The following is a 17,872-nucleotide window of genomic DNA, read 5'->3' as shown; positions in this document are numbered from 1 at the left end:
TTTCTAAATTAATTACTCAATGAGAAAAGGATTTTAATTTTTTGTATAATAATTTCTAAAGATAGAAAAATATATTTTTTGGAGTGACGGTGGTGGGTTTTTTAAAAGCACAGAATATACAGAAGAATATTAAGAGAAGAATTACAAAGATAAAAAAGCAATACAATAGAAATGCTAGGCTATACCTTTTAGCTATATTATTTTTTTACATTTCATTAGGAGCATTTAGTATGCTTCAAGGGATATATCTAAAAGAGATTGGAATAAAAGAAGGATTTTTAGGGGTTATTTTAAGTTTTAAAACTGCGGCTATTGCTTTAGCCTCCATTCCTTGTTCCATGATAGCAGATAAAATAGGAAAAAAGAAAGCCATATTTTTGGCTATGTTATTTGTACCTCTTTGCACTATATTTCAAGGATTAAGTACTAAAACTTATTTATTATTAATATTAGCTATAGTCCAAGGTACAGCAAATTCTTTTATGGTAGTATGCGAAGGACCTTTTTTTATGGAAAACTCCAATGATAAAAATAGAGTTCAACTTTTTAGCTATTCCTTTGCAACCAATGTGTTCTCCACCATGATTGGATATACTGTATTTGGAGCTATATCAGAAAGTATAGTATCAAAGCTGGGTGGCATAAAAGCCTTAAGCTATAGCATGGTGGGAGCTGGAGTGCTAGGATTAATGGCTTGTGTGGTAGTATGTTTTATAAAAGAAAATCCTAATTTTAAAAGTGTTAGTCATAGTAATTATTTTTCTAATGCAAAAGATTTAATTAAAAATAGATATGCTTCCAGGTTCTTAATATATAATGCTTTAATTGGTTTTGGTGCAGGGCTGGTGGTTCCTTATTTTAATGTTTATTTAAAGTATAAAGTAAATGCGGGAACAGATACCATTGGAGTTATAATGTCATTGGCTCAAGCAGCTATGGGGATGGGAGGACTTATAACCCCATTTATGGCTAAAAGGTTAGGGCGGATAAAGACCATTAACACATGTCAAATATTATCCATACCCTTCCTACTTTTAATAGCATTACCCCCTAATATTTATATTGTAGCAGCAGCTATGTTCATGAGAAATGGTTTAATGAATATGGCAGGGCCTGTAACTGGTACACTTACCATGGAACTTATTAATTCCACTCAAAGATCCACCTTTGCAAGTATAAATAATATAGCAAATAACCTAAGTAGAGCTATAAGTACCATGGTAGGAGGGCTTATTATGGCTCATGTCCCTTATGGATATGAAGTGCCTTATTTTTTAACAGCATTGCTTTATTTAGCAGCTACTATATTATTTCATAATACCTTTGCAGGTTATGATTTTAAAGTTAATAAAGGTGGTGCAGCAAAAAGCGTTTAAACGCTTTTTACTGCACCACCTTTATTAAATAATATTAATATCCTTTAAAAATTTATTTACTTTTTCCTCATATTCGACTTTATTATTCACGTAAGATTGAGCATGTCCAGAGTTAGGAGCTATATATTTATATTTTACACCTTTTTTAGCATTGTACATATCTAAACACATATGAGTAGGTACATAATCGTCCTTATCCCCATGGATAAAAAGTATGGGAAGCTCTAAAGAAGAAAGGTCTTTAATGGGAGATACTTCTTGAAACTTCCATCCAAAACGAATTTTTGTCATAATGCTTGCTAGTTTCACTATAGGAAACCATTTTATTTTATATTCTCTAAGAAGTCTGTGTTTAAATAGTTGTACAGCATCAGAGTAGCCGCAATCTTCTATGCAAAATTTTATTCTAGAATCTATGGCAGCATATTGAAGCACCGTTGCCGCTCCCATAGATTCTCCATGCACACCTATCAAGGCGTTTTTCCCTATCTTATTAAAAAGCCAATCAGCACAAGCTTTTAAATCATATTTTTCATAAAAACCAAAAGAAGTATCACTTCCACCACTTTTTCCATGATTTCTATGATCGTATATAAATACAGAAAATCCTCGTTTTAAGAACATGTCCATGTATTTTACTGAGCCAAAGAGTGACCAAGTAATGCCATGAGAAAATATTATTGCCTTATTAGAATTACTTTGTGGAAAATATAAACCATGAATATCATAGCCATAAGGTGATTTGATACTTATTTCTTCTTTATAAAGCTTTTCCCATTTACCTATTTGTATATTATTGTTTTCTAATTCTCTTTTATAGGTTTCCTCAGAAGTCATAGTAATAGGCTTAGTAACCACATTGGAAAAATGATAGCTAGTATAGGTAATAATACTTATAATCAATATAAAAATTACACATATAATAATTGTTTCCATTGCTTTTCCTCCTGAAATTAGCATTAGTGTGATAATTATATTATACAGTAATTTCAATCCACATAGCCTGAAAAATTTGTATATGTTAATAATTATATTTCTATAGTGGTCTAGACATCTATAATATTTTATTTTATAATTGTGCTGAGGAGTGTTAATTATGATAGATAAAAGCAGTCCAATTCCTGTATATTACCAATTAAAACAGAATTTTATGAAAAATATAAAAGAAGGAGTATGGCATTCTGGTCAATGCATTGAAAGTGAAAGAGAACTTTCAGAATTTTACGGTGTAAGCAGAATGACCATAAGGCAAGCTTTAGGGGAACTGGTTCAAGAAGGTTTTCTTATAAGAGAAAAAGGAAGAGGAACCTTTGTCTGTGAACCTAAAGTAAAGCAAAAAGATATGATGAGCTTTTCTGAAATAGTAAGTAGGGCAGAAATGAAGCTGGTTACTAAGATGTTAGAGTTTGAAAAGATACAAACTCCTGAAGAGCTTCTAGACATTTTTAGTTTTGAGCATTTATATAAGATAAATAGGATTAGAATAGTGGATGGTGAGCCTGTAGCCAATGAACTAGTTTATATTCCTTGTGATTATTGTGGATATATGGATAAGGAGATGTTAGAAGGTTCTTTATTCAAAATACTAGAAACTTTCGGGCATAAAATAGCCTATTCTGAATCATCCATACAAGCAATATTGATGGATGACTTTTATAAAGAAATATTTAGGGTTGATACTCAGGTGCCTCTAATAAAGAGCATTAATAAAACTATAACTGAAGATGAAAAGGTACTGTTTTTGGAGGAAGCTGTTTACAGATCAGATAAATATGTTCTTCAAGTTAATATATTAAGAAGAGAGGGAAAAATTAAATGAAAATAATAATAGTTAAAGATTATGATGAAATGAGTAAAGTAGGAGCGGACTTAATAGCAGAGGTAATAAATAAAAAACCTGAAGCAATATTAGGACTAGCCACAGGAAGTTCACCAGAAGGCTTATACAGCGAACTTATTAAAAAGAATAAGAATAATGAAATAGATTTTTCTAACATTACTACAGTGAATTTAGATGAGTATGTAGGCTTAAGTGGAGAACATCCTCAAAGCTACAGATGCTTCATGAATGATAAGCTATTTAATCACATTAACATAGATAAAGAAAGAACCTTTGTGCCAAACGGACTAGCAAAGGATATTGAAGAAGAGTGCAATAATTATGATAAAAAGATTGAAGAACTTGGCGGAATAGATATACAGCTATTAGGAATAGGAAATAATGGACATATCGCTTTTAACGAACCAGCAAAAGAGTTAAGCTATGGAACACATTTAACTGGTCTTACAGAAAGTACTATAAAGGCAAACTCAAGATTTTTTGCTTCTATGGACGAAGTTCCAAAAACTGCATTAACTATGGGGATAGGATCAATAATGAGAGCAAAGAAGATAGTTCTTATTGCCAGCGGAGAATCTAAAGGGGAAGCTATTGCTCAGCTTGTTAGCGGTAAAATCACCACTGAAGTACCTGCTACTATGCTTCAAGTTCATCCAGATGTTACATTAGTTGTGGATGAAGCAGCTGCAAAACTAATCAAATAAATAGTAGATTAAAACTGCCGTGAATTATGGCAGTTTTTTAATTATTTGGCAATAATAAAGATAACATTAAATGTACAAGAGATATTTTACACATCGTTTTTTTATATTGTATAATTAGTAATCAGTTTATATAATTAATAATTAGTGTGAATTATGGAGTTGATATGTGGTGGCTAAGGTTAAAAATGTTTATGTTTGTCAGCAATGTGGATATGAATCTCTAAAGTGGCTTGGCAGGTGCCCTAGTTGTAGTGCCTGGAATAGTATGATAGAGGAACAGAGAAATTCAAAGCCGGAAAGAGAAGCTGTAGTCTCTAGTTCTTCCAGCCCTAAGAGTATAGTAAATATTATTTCCGGGGAAAAGGAAAGATACGACACCTCTATAGAAGAGCTTAACAGGGTGTTAGGAGGAGGTTTAGTTAAAGGTTCCTTAACTCTTATTTCAGGAGATCCTGGCATAGGAAAATCTACTCTTTTACTTCAAACAGCCAATAATATTGCTACAAAATATGGTAAAGTTCTTTATGCTTCAGGAGAAGAATCAGAAGAGCAGATAAAAATACGAGGAGATAGGTTAGGAGTAAAAACTGATAATCTCTATATAGTATCTGAAACCAATATGGATATTATAGCAAGATATGTGGAAGATATGCAGCCGGTATTTGTTATAATTGACTCTATTCAAACTATGTATAAAGACACGGTATCTTCAGCGCCAGGCAGTGTTTCCCAAGTGAGAGAATGTTCTAATGAACTTATGAGGATAGGTAAAAATAGTGGAATACCTCTATTTATAGTAGCCCATGTAACAAAGCAAGGAGAGCTGGCAGGACCTAGAGTGCTAGAGCATATGGTAGATACGGTACTTACCTTTGAAGGAGAGAGAACAGAGAATTTCAGAATACTTAGAACCGTTAAAAATCGTTTTGGTACTACCAGTGAAATAGGGGTATTTGAAATGAGTCAAAAGGGATTAATACAAGTATATGACCCTTCAGGATTGTTTTTACAGGATACAAGTTATAATCAAGAAGGTTCTACAATTATAGGTATTATGGAAGGTACTAGGCCTCTTCTGGTAGAGGTTCAGTCTTTGGTAAGTGAAACTAAGATACCTGTACCAAGAAGAACTGCAGTGGGTATTGAAAATTCTAGATTAAGTCTTATCCTTGCGGTTCTAGAAAAAAAGCTTAGAATATATTTTTATAATTCAGATGTTTATGTTAATGTAGTTGGTGGGCTGACCTTAGAAGGTACCACTGCAGATTTAGGCATTGCTTTGTCTTTAGTTTCTAGCATTAAAGGTAATATAAGTAAATTAGAAAAGTTAGTAGCCATTGGAGAGATAGGTCTTACAGGTGAAATTAGACCTGTGGCAAATTGTGATAGAATCGTTAATGAAGCAAAAAAGTTGGGCTTCAAAAATATTATAGTTCCATATAGAAATATAGATAGAATAGTGGCTAAAGATATAAATATTATAGGAGTAAGCACTTTAAAAGAAGCAATAAATAAGGTATTTTAGATGGCAGGTGATGACGTGAGGACAGAAAGCGATAAAGAACTAAAAAATATTTTGAAAATATTAGGACCTGGTACTCCACTAAGAGAAGGGGTAGAAAATATACTTAGGGCAAAAACTGGCGGACTTATAGTGGTAGGGGACAGCGAAGAGGTAATGAATCTAGTAGACGGAGGGTTTAATATTAATTCTGATTACTCTCCCTCTTATATATATGAACTGGCAAAGATGGATGGAGCCATAGTTATTAGTAGTGATATGAAAAAAATTATCTATGCTAATACTCAACTTGTACCTGATTCTCGCATACCTACCTTTGAAACTGGAACTAGGCACAGAACCGCCCAAAGAGTGGCAAGACAGACAGAGAATATGGTAATAGCAATATCTCAAAGAAGAAATATAATAACTGTTTATAAAGGGGAATTGAAGTATGTCCTTAGGGAAAGTAGTAACATATTAGCTAAAGCCAATCAAGCTATTCAAACCCTTGAAAAATATGTTTCGGTATTAGATAGAGCTATAAGCAACTTAAATTTATTAGAGTTTCAAGATTTAACCACCTTATTTGAAGTGGTAACTGCCATTCAAAGAACAGAAATGGTAATGAGGATAGTTAGTGAAATAGAAAGGTACATAGTGGAGCTTGGAAACGAAGGAAGACTTATTTCCATGCAATTAAATGAACTTATTAAGTATATTGAACAGGATGGACTACTTTTAATTAGGGATTACTGTAAGAAAAATTTTGATTATAATAGCATATATAAAGATATTCAGAGGCTGTCTTCAGAGGAACTTTTAGATTTAGAAGCTATTGCAAAACTTTTAGGGTATACAGGAGTGCCGCTAATAGATACATTAATATCTCCAAGAGGATACAGGATAATAAGTAAAGTACCTAGAATACCTTCTAATGTTATTGAAAATCTTATAAAACATTTTAAAGAGTTAGAAGGTATAATGGAAGCGAGTACAGAGGAATTAGATCAGGTAGAAGGTATTGGAGAGGCTAGGGCAAAGGCCATAAAAAATGGACTTAGAAGAATCAAGGAACAGGTTCTCATAAACAAGCAATTTTAACATATAAAGAAATGTAAGGCATCTCCAAAAAAGTAACTTCAGTCTACTCATCTATTTTGCATCTTTGACTAGCTATTTTTTTACTATGCCTAATAAAAAAGATTAGCTCATGGCTAATCTTTTTACCTTAAATTGAATTTTCCCAAGGTATTAATCTTATCATATTCTTTTATAAGAATATCATAAAGATTTAAGTCTAAAACATTACACAGTGAAGTTAAATAAAATAGGTTATTTCCTAGTTCATTTTCTATTACTTCCCGGCAACCTTCACAAAGTGTTCCATCTAGATGAGTTTTAAGACATTGACTAAGCTTTTCTATGGAAGCATCTTCAGAATCGCAATCCTCAGGTAAAGGCTGCTTTTCTGCGGAAAGCTTAACGCATCCGCAACTAGTAACTGCCTTTGCCACAGCTCTATTGACCTTCGCTTGAGACTCCTGGTATTTTGTTAGTATATCTAATATGCTTCTATGTCTTAATAGGCACTCGTCTACTGCGTTTTGAAAATCATCAAAAATTACATCTTTCATCAGTCTCACTCCTTTAATTAGTTTCAATAGAATGACTGTAATTTAATTATAGTTTTTTTTTGACAATTTTGTCAACAAAGCTACTAAAGATTATGATTATATATTAAATCACTTTTTTCATTTTTCATAGGGGGAAAATAAACTTTTAAAATTATTAATAAAATTACTTATTAACAACATAATTTATTATGCTATAATATCAATATATTTCATTGAAGTATTAAAAAATATGTACCTTTTGAACAAAGTGTTAAACAAGATGGAATTTATTGAAAAATACATATGTATATTCTATATTCAAGTTATAATAAGATTATAGAGATTTAAAAATCATTGTTTGGTTTATAATGAAATTAGGAGGTGATTTATTTGTTCAAGAAGATTTTAAGAGTATTACTAACTGTTATTGGTTTAACAGCAGGATTCTTTTCTGGTCTTGCCCTTACAAAAATAGAGTTTATTAAAAATTTAGGGTATCTTAACAATACTTTATATTTTGTATTATTTCTTATTTTTACTACCATACTTTTAGGACTTATATTTTTCTTAGTTTCTCCATGGATTAATAAAGCAATAATAAGACTTATGGAACAAATTGAAAAGTACACTCAGAAGTTAACAGCTACTGAAGTGGTATTTGGAGCTATAGGAGCTATACTTGCACTTATTATTTCGTATTTTGTATTTTCTCCTCTAAACAGAATACCGGCGGTTGGACCATATTTATTTGTATTAGTAAATATAACAGCTGGATTTATTGGAGCAGATATAGCAGTTAAAAAAAGAGACGACGTAATGGGATTACTAGGAGGACTTAAAAAACCAAGTTCTTCAAAGGAGAAAAAAGGTAAGGGAAATAAAGGTGACGTGAAGGTTTTAGATACTTCTGTTATCATAGATGGTAGGATATTTGATATTTGTCAAACTGGCTTTGTAGAAGGAGTGCTTATCATCCCAAACTTTGTGCTAGACGAATTGAGACATATTTCTGATTCTTCAGATGCATTAAAACGAAATAGAGGCAGAAGAGGGTTGGATATATTAAATAAAATCCAAAAAGAGCTAAGCATCGAAGTGAAGATTTGGGAAGGGGATTTCCCGGAAATTGCAGAAGTAGACAGCAAACTTTTAAAGCTTGCTCAAACCATTGGTGGTAAAGTGGTTACCAATGATTATAATTTAAACAAAGTAGCAGAATTCCAAGGGGTCCCAGTACTAAATATCAATGAGCTGGCCAATGCAATTAAACCAGTGGTATTACCTGGAGAAGAAATGACTATTCAGATTATAAAAGATGGTAAAGAATCCAATCAAGGAATAGGATACTTAGATGATGGAACTATGATAGTAGTAGAAGGTGGAAGAAAATTCATAGGAGAAATTATTGATGTGGTGGTAACATCAGTACTTCAAACCGCTGCAGGAAGAATGATATTTGCAAAACAAAAAGATGCTTTCCAAAGGAGTTAGTTTAATTTAGTGACCAGAGGATGATGAGTTTTGGATAGAAATTGTGCTGTGATAGTTGCAGGTGGCAAGGGGACTAGGATGAACACTGAAAAGAGTAAGCAGTTCATAGAAATAGAGGGAAAACCTTTGATATATTATACTATCAAGGCCTTTGATAACAACCCTGCTATCCATGAGATAATATTGGTACTTCCAGAAAATGAAATGGAAAAGTTTAAAGAAGAAGTAATAAAAAAATATGCACTTAAAAAATCACCTGTGATTGTAGCTGGAGGAAAAGAAAGACAAGATTCAGTTTATAATGGCTTAAAGGCTATTAGGGATTGTGAAATTGTGCTTATTCATGATGGAGCAAGGCCTTTTGTAACAGATGATATAATCAATGAAGGAATAAAGTATGCAAAGCTTTATGGGGCTAGTGCCTGCGGGGTTATTCCTAAGGATACCATAAAAGTAAAAGATGAAAATGGTTTTTCTAGCTTAACACCTAATAGAAATACACTTTTTTCAGTGCAGACCCCGCAATGCTTTAAATATGATGTAATAATGAAAAGTCATGAGCACATAATAAAGAACAATTTAAAGGTTACAGATGATACAATGGCGGTAGAAGCTTTAGGGGGTAAGGTTTACCTTTATGAAGGTGATTATAAAAACATAAAAATTACCACTCCGGAGGATTTAATCCTAGCAGAAAAGCTAATTTATAAATAAACTGTTGACAGTAATTTTAGTAAAATATATAATAGTTAAAAATAAATTTAAAAGCGTAGATGAAGAATAGTATAGACCTAACTACAGAGAGAAGATCTCAAGCTGAAAGATTTTCACAGGTTTAGAACCCGCTTCTGAGCTTTAGATAGGTGCCAGGCACGTGACAAGTGACAAATTAAAGTTTCATTTGCAGCATATGATTAAAGGCACATATCTACCGGTTTAATACCGTTATTATTACTAGAGTATAAATTTAGGTGGTACCGCGACTTTAAAGTTCGCCCTAATACAGGGGGGACTTTTTTTATTTTTAATAATTTTAAAATAAAATAATCATAATGATAATAAAACAATTTAGGAGGAGTAATACTATGAGAATGTCAAACATGCTTAATTTAACCATGAGAGAGGTTCCAGCAGAAGCAGAAATAGCTAGTCATCAGTTAATGTTAAGGGCTGGACTTATGAGAAAGATGGCATCAGGAGTTTATAACTATATGCCTCTTGGTTTAAAAGTATTAAAAAATATAGAAGATATAGTTAGAGAAGAAATGAATAAAACTGGAGCTCAAGAGTTTTTAGCTTCTGCACTATTACCAGCAGAACTATGGCAGGAGTCAGGAAGATGGTATGCTTATGGCCCAGAGATGTTTAGATTAAAAGATAGAAATAACAGAGATTTTTGTTTAGGACCAACTCATGAAGAGGTATTTACTGATATTGCAAGACAAGAGATAAAATCTTATAGGCAGTTGCCATTAAACCTATATCAAATCCAAACAAAATATAGGGATGAAAGAAGACCTAGATTTGGAGTTATGAGATCTAGGGAATTTATCATGAAGGATGCATATTCCTTTGATAAAGATGTAGCAGGACTTGATGTATCATATAATAAGATGCATGATGCTTATGTTAGCATATTTAATAGATGCGGTCTGGATGTAAAATGCGTAGAGGCAGATTCAGGAGCTATTGGAGGATCTAATTCAGCTGAATTTATGGTTAAATCTGAAGTGGGAGAAGATGATGTGGTTTTTTGTACTTCCTGTGACTACGCAGCTAATATTGAAAAAGCTGTTACCACTGCTGAAAAGGCAGAAAGGGAAGAGCTCCTTGAAACTCTAAAAGTTGAAACTCCAGATGTGAAGACCATAGATGACTTAGTAGCATTTTTCCATACCAATGCAAAGAAATTTGCAAAAACATTAATATATAATGCTGATGGAAAAATTGTAGCAGTTATGGTTAGAGGAGACAGAGGAGTTAATGAAACAAAAGTATCCAATGCTTTAGGTGGAGTTGTGGAATTACAAATGGCTTCAGTAGAGCAGGTGGAAGCCGCTACTTCTGCTCAAGTTGGATTTGCAGGTCCTATAGGATTAAAAGTAGAGGAATTACTTGTGGATAATGAAGTAGCCAACATGTATAATTTTATAGTAGGAGCAAATAAAACAGGATATCATATTATAAATGTAAATTATAAGAGAGATTTTGAAGGAACAGTGGGGGACTTTAGAAATATTGAAGAGGGAGAAAAATGCCCTCATTGTGGGGAAAGTATAACTATTTCTAGGGGAACCGAAGTAGGGCATATATTTAAACTGGGAACTAAATATTCAGCTCCTATGGGAGCTAACTTTATTGATGAAAACGGAGAACCAAAAGCTCTTGAAATGGGATGTTATGGTATAGGTATCAATAGAACCATGGCTTCAATTATAGAACAGCACCATGATGAAAATGGTATAGTATGGCCATTATCTGTAGCACCATATCATGTTTCCATAGTAGTAGCAGTGGTTAAGAATGATGAGCAGATGAAGGTAGCAGAAGATATTTATAATAAGCTTAGAGCTATGAACATTGAAGTTTTACTTGATGATAGAGATGAAAGAGCAGGAGTTAAATTTAAAGATGCTGATTTAATAGGAGCTCCAATGAGAATAACTGTAGGTAAGAAAATTTCTGAAGGAAAAGTAGAATTTAAATTAAGAAATAGTTCAGAAGTTGAAGTTATTGGTTTAGATGAAGTGTATAATAAAATAAGTGAAGAATTTAAAAGTAATAATATAAAATTATAATTAAGTTAAAAAGGAGGAAGGCGCATGAAGGTTTTCAATACACTTACAAGACAGAAGGAAGAATTTATATCACTTGTACCAGGAGAGGTAAAGATGTATGTTTGCGGACCTACGGTATATAACCTCTTCCATATTGGAAATGCACGAACCTTCATCGTATTTGATACCATAAGAAGGTATTTAGAATATAGAGGGTACAAAGTAAAATTTGTTCAAAACTTTACTGATATAGATGATAAGATGATTAAAAAAGCTAATGACGAAGACACCACAGTAAAGGAGCTAGGGGATAGATATATAGATGAGTACTATAAGGATGCAGATGGATTGAAAATTAAAAGAGCTAGCATAAACCCTAGAGCCACAGAATATATAAATGAAATTATAGATTTTGTTCAAGGACTTATAGAAAAGGGATATGCTTATGAAATAAATGGAGATGTTTATTTTAGCACTAAAAAGTTTTCAGGCTATGGAAAGCTTTCAGGACAAAATCTTGACGATTTACAAGCAGGTGCAAGAATAAATGTGGATGAAAGAAAAAGTGACCCTATGGATTTTGCTGTGTGGAAAGCCCAAAAGCCCGGTGAACCTGCATGGGAAAGCCCTTGGGGCATGGGAAGACCAGGATGGCATATTGAGTGCTCTTGCATGGCTAAAAATCTCCTTGGAGAAACTATTGATATTCATGCAGGAGGTTCAGACCTAGTATTTCCACACCATGAAAATGAAATAGCCCAAAGTGAATCTTTAACGGATAAAACCTTTGCTAATTACTGGATTCATTGTGCTTTTTTAAATGTTAACAACCAAAAGATGTCAAAATCCCTTAATAACTTCTTTACTGTAAGAGAGGTTTTAGAGGAATATGATGCTGATGTAGTAAGATTCTTAATGCTTTCAGGACATTATAGGGTACAGTTAAACTTTAGTCACGATCTTCTAGATTCAGCCAAGGCTTCAGTGGAAAGACTTTATAACTCCATAACAAATCTTCAACATTTATACGGAAATGTTTCTCGTGATAATATCAATGAAGAGGAAACTAAGTATTTACAAGGTCTTAATGCTTACAGAGAAAGATATATTGAAAAAATGGATGACGATTTTAACACAGCAGATGCTATCTCTGTACTCTTTGATTTAGCAAAGGATATAAATACTAATATAGATGCAAACTCCTCTAAAGAATTGATTCAAGGAGCCATAGATCTTATGAGAGAGCTTGGCTCACCTCTTGGGATACTTCAGCACTCTAAAAAAGTAAGCCTAGAAGAAGAGGTAGAAAAGCTAATTGAAGAAAGACAAAAAGCAAGAAAAGAAAAGAATTGGGCTCTTTCTGATAAAATAAGAGACGACCTAAAAGCAAGAGGAATTGTGTTAGAAGATACTCCACAGGGAGTTAGGTGGAAACAAATTTAAAATTGTAAATTCTCAATTTAAAGAGCTTCTTAAAGCTATAGTGATTTAATCAATATAAACAAACTATTTTGACGAAGAAGGGTAATTGATAATTATTTTCAATAGTGATATTTTGTGATAGTATTAAAAAAGGCATAATAATACCGCGGCAAATTCATTTAACATGGAGGTTTATTATGGCAAAGATTATGGGACCGAGGTTTAAGGCTTGCAGAAGGCTAGGCTTAAATGTATATGGTCATCCAAAAGCGATGAAAAGAGCATCAAAGGGAATGGCAAGAAATGATAAGAAGCTTTCTGATTATGGAACACAGCTTCTTGAAAAACAGAGATTAAGAACCTATTATGGAGTTCTAGAGAAGCAATTTAAATCTTATGTAAAAAAAGCTATTAAAAACAAAGATATTACTGGCGATGTGCTTCTTAACACTTTAGAATCAAGGTTAGATAACTTGGTTTATAGAATGGGTGTTGCATCTTCCATAAGACAAGCAAGACAGATGGTAAGTCATGGACACATACTGGTAAATGGACAAAAGGTTGACATACCTTCTTTTCAAGTTAATGTGGGAGATAAAATTGAACTTAAGGAAAGTTCAAGAAAAAATCCTGTTTTCCAAGATAATTACTTAAATAGAGCAGCCTTTTCAGTTCCTTATATAGAAATGGATGAAGAAAATTTTAGTGCTGTATATAGTAGATTACCTAAAAGAGATGAAATACCTATTGAGATTAATGAACAATTAGTAGTTGAATTTTACTCTAAAGTTGTATAATATTAAAGCCTTGCATTATGCGAGGCTTTTTTAAATTTAATGCTTTATAATATAAAAGGTAATGGTTTATAATATAAAACAAAAGAATTTATAAAGAGTAATAAATATTTAACTTTACAAGGAGTACTTTATGTTAGATAATTTAATGACAAAAAAATTTTTAGTGGAAGAAGCTAAAAGGCTACATCCGCTGCAGCTTGCACTCATAGGCGATGCGGTTTTTGAACTTTTTATAAGAAACTACATATTATGCATAAACACTGAGCTTAATGCACATAAAATACATGTAGAGGCTATTAATTATGTAAAAGCCCATGGTCAGAGTGAAATAATAAAAAGTATAGAAGATGAGCTTACAGAAGATGAAATTTATATTTTTAAGAGAGGAAGAAATGCTAAGTCACCAACGGTACCCAAGAATGCTGATGTAACTGAATATAGATATGCAACGGGATTCGAAGCTTTAGTGGGCTATCTTTATTTAACAGATAATCAAGAAAGGCTCAAATACATACTTGAAAAATCAATAGAGAACTTTAAAAAAAATAGAAGAGCATAAAATGGAGGAAACAATATGAAAAATAGTTATAAAGATAATAATTTTGGTAGAAGTAAATTTTCATCAAAGAAAAACGATGATAAGAATATGAATAAAAGAGGAAGAAGCTTCGAAACTTCTGTAAAGGGTAATATGAAAAGAAATACAGAAGAAAAGAGAGCTTATGTTAAAGATGAAGCCGTTGCACCTATTGAAAATAAAACTATTTCAAGAGAAGACATAGTAGAGGGAAGAAATGCGGTTATTGAGGCTTTAAGATCAGATAGAACCATTGAACAAATATTGATTTCAAAGGGTGACAAGGAAGGTTCCATAAACGTAGTTAGAGGACTGGCAAAAGAAAAGGGTATAGTAGTAAAAGAAGTGGATAGAAAAAAATTGGATTTAATGAGCGAAACAGGAGTGCACCAAGGGGTAATAGCCAAAGTTACGCCATACAAATATTTCACATTGGAAGATATGCTTAATAAGGCAGAAAAAGCTGGAGAAAAGCCATTTATAGTTATACTTGATGAAATAGAAGATCCACATAACTTAGGATCCATTGTAAGGACGGCTGAACTTTGCGGAGTTCATGGAATAATAATACCTAAGAGAAGAAATGTGGGGATAACACCTACTGTATATAAATCTTCTGCAGGTGCCATAGAGCATATGATGGTAGCTAAAGTAACTAATATAAATGCTACTATAGATGAACTTAAAGAAAAAAATATTTGGATTTATGGTGCGGACATGGAAGGGGAAGACTATAGTTATAAGGCAAATTTAGATGGAGCTATAGCTTTAGTGATAGGTAGCGAAGGAAAAGGTATATCTAAACTTACTAAAGAAAAATGCGATAAATTAATTAAGATCCCTATGGTTGGAAAAATAAACTCTCTTAATGCATCTGTTGCTGCTGGCATATTGATGTATGAAGTGTTGAAAACTAGGCTATAAGAGGATAAATTGCGAGTTATCTTTGTTGATGGTTATAACGTTATTAATAGTTGGCCAGAACTTAAGAAAATAAAAGAATACAGTTACGAAGCAGCTAGAATAAGTCTGATAGATTCTCTCCAAAATTATTCTAGCTACAAAGACTGTAAAATTTTTATTGTTTTTGATGCTCATAAAGTTCCAGGTGCTTTAGAAAAGAAAGATAGAGTAGGGAATCTTATTATTGTGTTTACCAAAGATGGAGAGACGGCAGACAGCTTTATAGAAAGAAATGTAAATGATATTGGAAGGAAAACGGAGGTGTTTGTGGTTACCTCTGATTCTTTGGAGCAGCAAACCGTATTTCAAAGAGGCGCAGTGAGAATGTCTTCCATAGAGTTTTACCGTGAAATAGAAAATATAGAAAATAACATAAGAAAAAAATCTGAAAAGTTAAAAGAAAAACAAAGAAATTCATTGGAAGATAATATTGAAAAAGATGTTAGGGATAAACTTGAAAGAATACGCAGAAGCCATTGATTCAGCTTGACTTCAAAGAAAGCACTAGTCTATAATTAATTAGTAAGAGAGAATATGAGGGGGAGAGACTTTGAAGAACATGGACAATACTGTTCAAGGCTTTATCGATTTTAAGGACAAGCTTGATGAAGAAATAGTACATGAAGCTAAGAACGGTAGTGTTAGGGCTCAGGAATACTTAATTAACAAGTATGAAGGCTTTGTAAAATCTAAGGCTAGGTCTTACTTCTTAATAGGTGCAGATAAAGAAGATATATATCAAGAAGGGATGATAGGACTTTATAAGGCTATAAGAGATTTTAAACCTGACAAACTAACCTCCTTCAAAGCATTTGCAGAGTTATGTGTAACTAGGCAAATTATAACGGCCATAAAAACGGCTACTAGACAGAAACATATACCTTTAAATACATATATATCCTTAAATAAACCCATTTATGAAGAGGATTCTGACCGAACACTTTTGGATGTACTTACCAGCATTAAGATATCAGATCCTGAAGAACTATTGATAAGTAAAGAAGAAATGGGTTATATAGAAAAAGAAATATCTAGACTTCTTTCAGACTTAGAGATGGAGGTTTTAATGTCTTATCTTGACGGAAAGTCTTACCAGGAGATAGCTTGTGACCTTGATAGACAAGCAAAATCCATTGATAATGCTCTTCAAAGGGTTAAAAGAAAACTAGAAAAATCTTTAAATAACAGATAAAAGTATTAAAATTTTATTGACAAAAAAAACAATACGTAGTAAACTTTAAAAGTGATTGAAGTATACATGAGGTAAGCTTTGTACATACTAAATTAGTAAACTATAAGCTCCTCTTAAATTGCTCACGTAGCTCAGTCGGTAGAGCGTCGCCTTGGTAAGGCGGAGGTAGTCGGTTCAATCCCGATCGTGAGCTCCAAATTTTTGGAAAATGAAACACACTAGGCAAAGTTTATTATTAATTTACACTTATAAGTAAGGAGGATTAAGCACTATGTCAAAGGCTAAATTCGAAAGAAGTAAACCACACGTAAATATTGGTACAATAGGTCACGTTGACCACGGTAAGACAACATTAACAGCAGCTATTACAACAGTATTAGCAAGCAAAGGATTTGCGGAAGCATTCAAGTATGATGATATTGACAAGGCTCCAGAAGAAAAAGAAAGAGGAATCACAATCAATACATCCCACGTTGAATACCAAACAGAAAACAGACACTATGCACACGTTGACTGTCCTGGACACGCTGACTATGTAAAGAACATGATTACAGGAGCAGCACAAATGGATGGAGCAATCCTAGTTGTATCAGCAGCAGATGGTCCAATGCCACAAACAAGAGAACATATACTTCTAGCATCCAGAGTTGGAGTTGACTATATAGTAGTATTCTTAAACAAAGCTGATATGGTAGACGATCCAGAATTATTAGAATTAGTTGAAATGGAAGTAAGAGAGCTATTAAGCGAGTACAACTTCCCAGGAGATGATATTCCAGTAATAACAGGATCAGCATTAAAAGCATTAGAAAACCCAACAGATGATGCAGCAACACAATGCATCATGGACTTAATGGCAGCAGTAGACAGCTACATCCCAACTCCAGAAAGAGCAACAGATAAGCCATTCTTAATGCCAGTAGAAGACGTATTTACAATCACTGGTAGAGGAACAGTTGCAACAGGAAGAGTTGAAAGAGGAGTTCTTCACGTAGGAGAAGAAGTAGAAGTAGTTGGATTAAGCGAAGAGAAGAGAAAGACAGTATGTACAGGAATAGAAATGTTCAGAAAACTTCTTGATGAAGCTCAAGCAGGAGACAACATTGGAGCACTTTTAAGAGGAATCCAAAGAGCAGATATCGAAAGAGGTCAAGTACTTGCAAAACCAGGAACAGTAAAACCTCATAAGAAATTTGTAGGTCAAGTATACGTACTTAAAAAAGAAGAAGGTGGAAGACATACACCATTCTTTGATGGATACAGACCACAATTCTATTTCAGAACAACAGACGTTACTGGATCAATCAAATTACCAGAGGGAATGGAAATGGTAATGCCAGGAGACCATATCGACATGAACGTTGAGTTGATTACTCAAATCGCTATGGACGAAGGATTAAGATTCGCTATCAGAGAAGGCGGAAGAACAGTTGGTTCAGGAGTTGTTACTTCAATAGTTGAATAATTAAATAACTGAAAGTTGGTTTCAATAAGGACTGGGTTATTAAACCTAGTCCTTTAAATAGTGATATATTATTGACATGATATTTTAATTATGATAATTTATTATGGTAGCACGCAACTAAACAAGTTTACAGCAAGCCTACGCTGAATGT

General features: G+C 33.1%; 17 protein-coding genes and 1 tRNA gene. 16 read left to right on the top strand and 2 right to left on the bottom strand.

The genetic code is table 11. The annotated features are described in order from the left end of the window. Nucleotides 1–92: 92 nt before the first annotated feature. Nucleotides 93–1,376, top strand: a complete 1,284-nt coding sequence (locus BUA82_RS13250; RefSeq protein ID WP_073009030.1) for an MFS transporter — start codon at nt 93–95, stop codon at nt 1,374–1,376. Between the two features lie 24 nt (nt 1,377–1,400). On the opposite strand, the gene BUA82_RS13245 is transcribed toward BUA82_RS13250, so the two are convergent. Next, entirely contained in the window at nt 1,401–2,312 is a 912-nt protein-coding gene (locus tag BUA82_RS13245; protein ID WP_083599937.1) for an alpha/beta hydrolase, read from the bottom strand. A 160-nt stretch (nt 2,313–2,472) separates the two neighbouring features. Here BUA82_RS13245 and BUA82_RS13240 point away from each other — a divergent pair, with 160 nt between their 5' ends. From BUA82_RS13240 to disA, 4 genes are all read left to right on the top strand, one after another. After that, the gene (locus BUA82_RS13240) at nt 2,473–3,195 is read left to right on the top strand and encodes a GntR family transcriptional regulator (protein ID WP_073009027.1); all 723 of its coding nucleotides are present in this window, start codon (nt 2,473–2,475) and stop codon (nt 3,193–3,195) included. Then, a complete protein-coding gene (gene nagB, locus BUA82_RS13235) occupies nt 3,192–3,920 on the top strand; it encodes a glucosamine-6-phosphate deaminase (protein WP_073009024.1) in 729 nt (242 codons plus the stop codon). The genes BUA82_RS13240 and nagB overlap by 4 nt, the downstream gene beginning before the upstream one ends. A 169-nt stretch (nt 3,921–4,089) precedes the next feature. Then, nucleotides 4,090–5,445 carry a DNA repair protein RadA gene (gene radA, locus BUA82_RS13230; RefSeq protein ID WP_073009159.1) on the top strand — a complete coding sequence of 452 codons (1,356 nt, stop codon included), beginning with the start codon at nt 4,090–4,092 and terminating at the stop codon, nt 5,443–5,445. A 15-nt stretch (nt 5,446–5,460) separates the two neighbouring features. Next, nucleotides 5,461–6,525 (top strand): DNA integrity scanning diadenylate cyclase DisA, encoded by a 1,065-nt coding sequence (gene disA, locus BUA82_RS13225; RefSeq protein WP_073009157.1) that lies wholly within the window; start codon nt 5,461–5,463, stop codon nt 6,523–6,525. Between the two features lie 122 nt (nt 6,526–6,647). Here disA and BUA82_RS13220 read toward each other — a convergent pair whose 3' ends face one another. Next, nucleotides 6,648–7,058: a nucleoside triphosphate pyrophosphohydrolase family protein gene (locus BUA82_RS13220; RefSeq protein WP_073009020.1), complete on the bottom strand. Its 411-nt coding sequence runs from the start codon at nt 7,056–7,058 to the stop codon at nt 6,648–6,650. 369 nt (nt 7,059–7,427) lie between these two features. On the opposite strand from BUA82_RS13220, the gene BUA82_RS13215 reads away from it, so the two are divergent. The 11 genes from BUA82_RS13215 to tuf all read left to right on the top strand — a co-directional run bounded on the left by BUA82_RS13215 (nt 7,428) and on the right by tuf (nt 17,721). Continuing rightward, nucleotides 7,428–8,528: a PIN/TRAM domain-containing protein gene (locus BUA82_RS13215; protein WP_073009016.1), complete on the top strand. Its 1,101-nt coding sequence runs from the start codon at nt 7,428–7,430 to the stop codon at nt 8,526–8,528. A 30-nt stretch (nt 8,529–8,558) separates the two neighbouring features. Beyond that, entirely contained in the window at nt 8,559–9,242 is a 684-nt protein-coding gene (ispD, locus tag BUA82_RS13210; RefSeq protein ID WP_073009013.1) for a 2-C-methyl-D-erythritol 4-phosphate cytidylyltransferase, read from the top strand. A gap of 371 nt (nt 9,243–9,613) precedes the next feature. Next, the gene (locus tag BUA82_RS13205; RefSeq protein ID WP_073009010.1) at nt 9,614–11,326 is read left to right on the top strand and encodes a proline--tRNA ligase; all 1,713 of its coding nucleotides are present in this window, start codon (nt 9,614–9,616) and stop codon (nt 11,324–11,326) included. A gap of 24 nt (nt 11,327–11,350) precedes the next feature. After that, nucleotides 11,351–12,748, top strand: a complete 1,398-nt coding sequence (gene cysS / locus BUA82_RS13200) for a cysteine--tRNA ligase (RefSeq protein WP_073009007.1) — start codon at nt 11,351–11,353, stop codon at nt 12,746–12,748. Between the two features lie 176 nt (nt 12,749–12,924). After that, complete coding sequence (gene rpsD / locus BUA82_RS13195) at nt 12,925–13,524, top strand: 30S ribosomal protein S4 (RefSeq protein WP_073009005.1); 600 nt, start codon at nt 12,925–12,927, stop codon at nt 13,522–13,524. 130 nt (nt 13,525–13,654) lie between these two features. Beyond that, nucleotides 13,655–14,083, top strand: a complete 429-nt coding sequence (locus BUA82_RS13190) for a Mini-ribonuclease 3 (protein ID WP_073009002.1) — start codon at nt 13,655–13,657, stop codon at nt 14,081–14,083. Between the two features lie 15 nt (nt 14,084–14,098). After that, the gene (gene rlmB, locus BUA82_RS13185; RefSeq protein ID WP_178140728.1) at nt 14,099–15,025 is read left to right on the top strand and encodes a 23S rRNA (guanosine(2251)-2'-O)-methyltransferase RlmB; all 927 of its coding nucleotides are present in this window, start codon (nt 14,099–14,101) and stop codon (nt 15,023–15,025) included. A 9-nt stretch (nt 15,026–15,034) separates the two neighbouring features. Then, a complete protein-coding gene (locus BUA82_RS13180) occupies nt 15,035–15,544 on the top strand; it encodes an NYN domain-containing protein (RefSeq protein ID WP_073009000.1) in 510 nt (169 codons plus the stop codon). 79 nt (nt 15,545–15,623) lie between these two features. Next, entirely contained in the window at nt 15,624–16,256 is a 633-nt protein-coding gene (gene sigH / locus BUA82_RS13175; protein ID WP_073009153.1) for an RNA polymerase sporulation sigma factor SigH, read from the top strand. Between the two features lie 120 nt (nt 16,257–16,376). Next, nucleotides 16,377–16,452: transfer RNA gene (locus tag BUA82_RS13170), tRNA-Thr, on the top strand. A gap of 75 nt (nt 16,453–16,527) precedes the next feature. Beyond that, a complete protein-coding gene (tuf, locus tag BUA82_RS13165) occupies nt 16,528–17,721 on the top strand; it encodes an elongation factor Tu (RefSeq protein WP_073008961.1) in 1,194 nt (397 codons plus the stop codon). Nucleotides 17,722–17,872: the final 151 nt, after the last annotated feature.

The sequence above is a fragment of the Clostridium amylolyticum genome, assembly GCF_900142075.1.
GTDB lineage: Bacteria > Bacillota > Clostridia > Clostridiales > Clostridiaceae > Clostridium_AA > Clostridium_AA amylolyticum.
Note: the sequence above shows the minus strand (reverse complement) of the source record. Positions and strands in the feature narration are given on the sequence as shown.